Source organism: Pinirhizobacter sp., assembly GCF_035317885.1.
GTDB lineage: Bacteria > Pseudomonadota > Gammaproteobacteria > Xanthomonadales > Rhodanobacteraceae > Pinirhizobacter.
The window spans coordinates 1-3599 of sequence record NZ_DATHFX010000259.1; the positions used below are offsets into that span (position 1 = coordinate 1).

Annotated in this window: 3 protein-coding genes; 1 reads left to right on the plus strand and 2 read right to left on the minus strand. The window is 63.0% G+C overall.

Annotated elements, in window-relative coordinates; translation table 11 throughout:
• Together VK519_RS08405 and VK519_RS08410 are read right to left on the minus strand one after the other, a co-directional pair.
• Window positions 1-854, minus strand: an 854-nt coding sequence (locus VK519_RS08405; RefSeq protein ID WP_324348968.1) for an NAD-dependent formate dehydrogenase, incomplete at its 3' end; no start/stop codon positions are given.
• A gap of 144 nt (window positions 855-998) precedes the next feature.
• Window positions 999-1928, minus strand: a complete 930-nt coding sequence (locus VK519_RS08410; protein WP_324348969.1) for a LysR family transcriptional regulator — start codon at window positions 1926-1928, stop codon at window positions 999-1001.
• Window positions 1929-2228: 300 nt separating this feature from the next.
• Here VK519_RS08410 and VK519_RS08415 point away from each other — a divergent pair, with 300 nt between their 5' ends.
• Window positions 2229-3539, plus strand: coding sequence for an ABC transporter permease (locus VK519_RS08415; RefSeq protein ID WP_324348971.1), 1311 nt, complete (start codon window positions 2229-2231; stop codon window positions 3537-3539).
• The last annotated feature ends 60 nt before the right edge of the window (window positions 3540-3599 follow it).

Consider the following 3599-nt stretch of genomic DNA (forward strand, 5'->3'; position numbering starts at 1 on the left):
GCGGTATTGATCAGGTACGAACCGCGCTTCATCAGGCCGAACATCTTGTCGTCGAACATGCCCTTGGTGGATGGATAAAGCGGCATCTGCAAGTTGACGATGTCACACACCTTCAGCAGCGACTCGGGCGTCTCGTGGAAGGTCACGTTCAGTTCCTTCTCGATCTCCGGCGACAGGCGGTGCGGATCGTAATAGTGCAGGTGCACGTCGAACGGCTTCATGCGACGCAACACGGCCAGGCCGATGCGACCGGCGGCCAGCGTGCCGAAGTGCATGCCTTCGATGTCGTAGCTGCGGCTGACACAATCGGCGATGTTCCAGCCACCGTTGTTGGCGATCTGGTGCGAGGGTAGATAGTTGCGCACCAGCGACAGCGCCATCATCACCACGTGCTCGGACACGCTGATGCTGTTGGAGAAGGTCACCTCGGCCACGGTCAGGCCGTGCTCGGTGGCGGCTTTCAGGTCCACATGGTCCGAACCGATGCCGGCGGTGATGGCGAGTTTCAGGTTCTTTGCCTTGGCGATGCGCTCGGCCGTGAGGTAGGCCGGCCAGAAGGGCTGCGAGATCACCACGTCGGCGGTGGGCAGGTGCTTGTCCAGCACCGAGTCGGCGCCTTCCTTGTCGCTGGTCACCACCAGCTCATGGCCGTTGGCTTCCAGGTATTTGCGCAGGCCCAGTTCGCCCGAGACGCAGCCGATCAGGTCGCCGGGATTGAAGCCGAGGTCGCCCTTGGGCGACGGCACCGTCTGGCCGTTGGGATAACCCTTGATGACAGGAATATCGTCACGGGCGTATTCCGGGGGGTAACCGGCGACGGGATCGGGATAGAGGACGCAAAGGACCTTGGCCATGGAATTCTCCTGTGGGAACTGACGTGTCGGTGCACGTGGCCCCGGGCGTCTGGTCCCGCATTGGAACGAGTCGCCAATCGTTTATGGGTATCCGGTGATAAGCCGCGCTTATCAACTCCTGCTGCGTTGCAACAGGTTTGCTTATCAGACGGTACGGGGGGCGGCGGCCTCGAGCACGTGGTCGAGCCTTCCCTGAAGGTCCATCATCGGCGCCATGTCCCATGCGGCGGCAACGATGGCGGGCGGGGATTCCTCGCGCAACCGCAGCAAACTCATCGGCGACACCTGCTGTGGCTCGATCGGGCGGATGCTTATTCCGCTGGCAAGGAGGTAATCGGGCAGCGCGCTCACCGGCGCGATGCTGCAAACCTCGCCGCTGCGCACCTCCTCGTAGAGCACGGTGAGGGTATTGGTTTCCACCACCACGTTGGGCACCACGCCCGCGTGGCGGAAGGCGGCATCGACGATCTTGCGGTTCTGCATTTCGTGATTGAACAGGCACAGCGGCACGCGCGCCGCCTCGGCCCAGGTGTAGGAGGACTTTCCCGGAAGGCCGGCACGATCGCTGGAGACCAGGACGAAGCGTTCGAGGTACAGCTGGACGCTTTCATATACCAGCGGATCGCAGCCATCGGCGTACGCCAGCCCCAGGTGGATGTCCTTGTTCTTCAGCCGATGCAGGATGTCCCGCGTGCTCAGCGAGAAAACCTCGAGGGTCAACTTGGGAATTGCACGGCGGTACTCGCCAGCGAGCATCGACACCGCACGCAGCGCAGAAGGCACCGTGCCGATGGCGAGATGGCCACCGGCCACCACCTGGGCCAACGCTGCCTCCTGGCGAAGGCCTTCGAGCGAAGCCAGGGTTTGCCTGGCCCATACCAGCACGCGTTCGCCTTCGGGCGTGAAGCCCTGGAAGCGGCGGTCGCGCAGGATGATCATGATGCCGAGTTCGCGTTCGAGCTGTCGGATGCCGGCAGAAAGGGCAGGTTGTGAAACCCAGCATGCCTCGGCGGCATGCGCAAAGTGCTTGTGCTCTGCCAAAGCGACCAGGTAGTGCAGCTGTCTGACGAACATCTGACTCCTTGAAGCTTTTAGTCTTCTCCGGGCCGCCAGTTTAATCGAAGCCCGTAGGAACGAAAGACCATTTTCACCCTACCCCGTCCGCCTCATCCTTCGCTTACCTGTCCACGTGTCCGCCGTGCAGTGTCCGCGGACGGCATAGTGCGCGCCCAGATGGCTTTGATAGCCCGGATTCAAAGAGCATCGCGATGGAAACGACGGTGGCACGCGCGTTGCAGCACGCTGGTTTGCGTGCGCCCTCGTTAGGAGCCAGCGTCCGTCGGCGCCTTCGATTCCTGCTTCAGGGAATATCAAATGTTCGCGTACTACCTTCAACTCGGCTTGCGCAGCCTTCGCCGCAACCCGGCGCTTACCGCGCTAATGGTGATCGCCATCGGCGTGGGCGTAGCCACTTCGATGACCAGCTACTCGATCTTCCGCGCCGTGTCGGGAAATCCCATAGCGCAGAAATCCAATCAGCTATTCGTCGTGCAGGTCGACAACTACGGTCCGCAGAAGAACGACAAAGGCGAACCGCCACAGGAAATCGACTATACCGATGCCATGGCCCTGTTCCGTGCCCACAAGGCACCCAGGCAGACCGTGCTCTATCCCGCGGTGCTTTCCTTGCTGCCTGGCGACCCGGGCGATACGCCGATACGACCCCATAGCTACGCGGTGTACGCCGATGCGTTTTCGATGTTCGAGATCCCGTTCCTCTACGGCGGGGCGTGGTCCGCGTCGGACGACCAGAAGCGGGCCACGGTGGCCGTGATCGGGCGCGAGCTCAACGAGCGTCTGTTTCATGGTGCCGACAGCGTAGGGCGGCAGGTCCGACTCAACGGCCATGACTACACGATCACTGGCGTCATCGATACCTGGAACCCGGCACCGCGCTATTTCGACCCTATCAGCAGCGGCCCCTTCGACGACGCGATCGAGCTGTTCATACCAATGAGCCGCGCCGTGGACCAACAACTGATCACCCGGGGCAACACCAGCTGCCCGGGCGAAAATTATGGCAATGGCTGGGACGCCTTCGTGCGCTCAGGCTGCACGTGGCTGCTCTATTGGGTTGAGCTTCCCAGCGCCGCCGAGGCCGCCGCCTATCGCCAGTACCTGCACGGGTATGCCCAGGAGCAGCAACGCGCCGGCCGCTTCGGTTGGGCGCCCAACGTCCGCTTGCGCAACGTGCCGCAGTGGCTGGACTACCAACGCGTGATACCGCCCGAGACCACGCTTTCGCTCTACGTCTCGTTCGGCTTCCTGCTGATCTGCCTGGTCAACACGGTCGGCCTGCTGCTGGCGAAGTTCATGCGGCGCGCCTCGGAGGTAAGCGTGCGGCGCGCCCTGGGTGCCTCGCGTCGCGACATCCATGCGCAATTCCTGGTCGAGGGAGGGGCGGTCGGCCTGGCCGGCGGCCTGCTCGGCGTGCTGCTGACCGGCGTCGGCGTATGGAGCATCGACCTGCTGTTCGATCCGCAGATCGCCCGCCTGGCTACCCTGGACGTATCGCTGGTGGCCTGCACCGTGGGTGCTGCGATCCTCGCCGCCGTGCTTGCGTCGTTCTATCCCACCTGGCGAGCCGCGCAGATCCAGCCTGCCTGGCAACTGAAGAGCAACTGAGGGCACGCGCATGTTGCATATCAAGCCTATCCTGTCCGCCTTGAAGCGCCACAAGGTTGG

What these genes read in the sequence shown, in the direction of transcription:
- VK519_RS08415 (WP_324348971.1), top strand. Translation starts at nt 2,229, where the DNA reads ATGTTCGCGTACTACCTTCAACTCGGCTTGCGCAGCCTTCGCCGCAAC.
- VK519_RS08410 (WP_324348969.1), bottom strand. Translation starts at nt 1,928, where the DNA reads ATGTTCGTCAGACAGCTGCACTACCTGGTCGCTTTGGCAGAGCACAAG.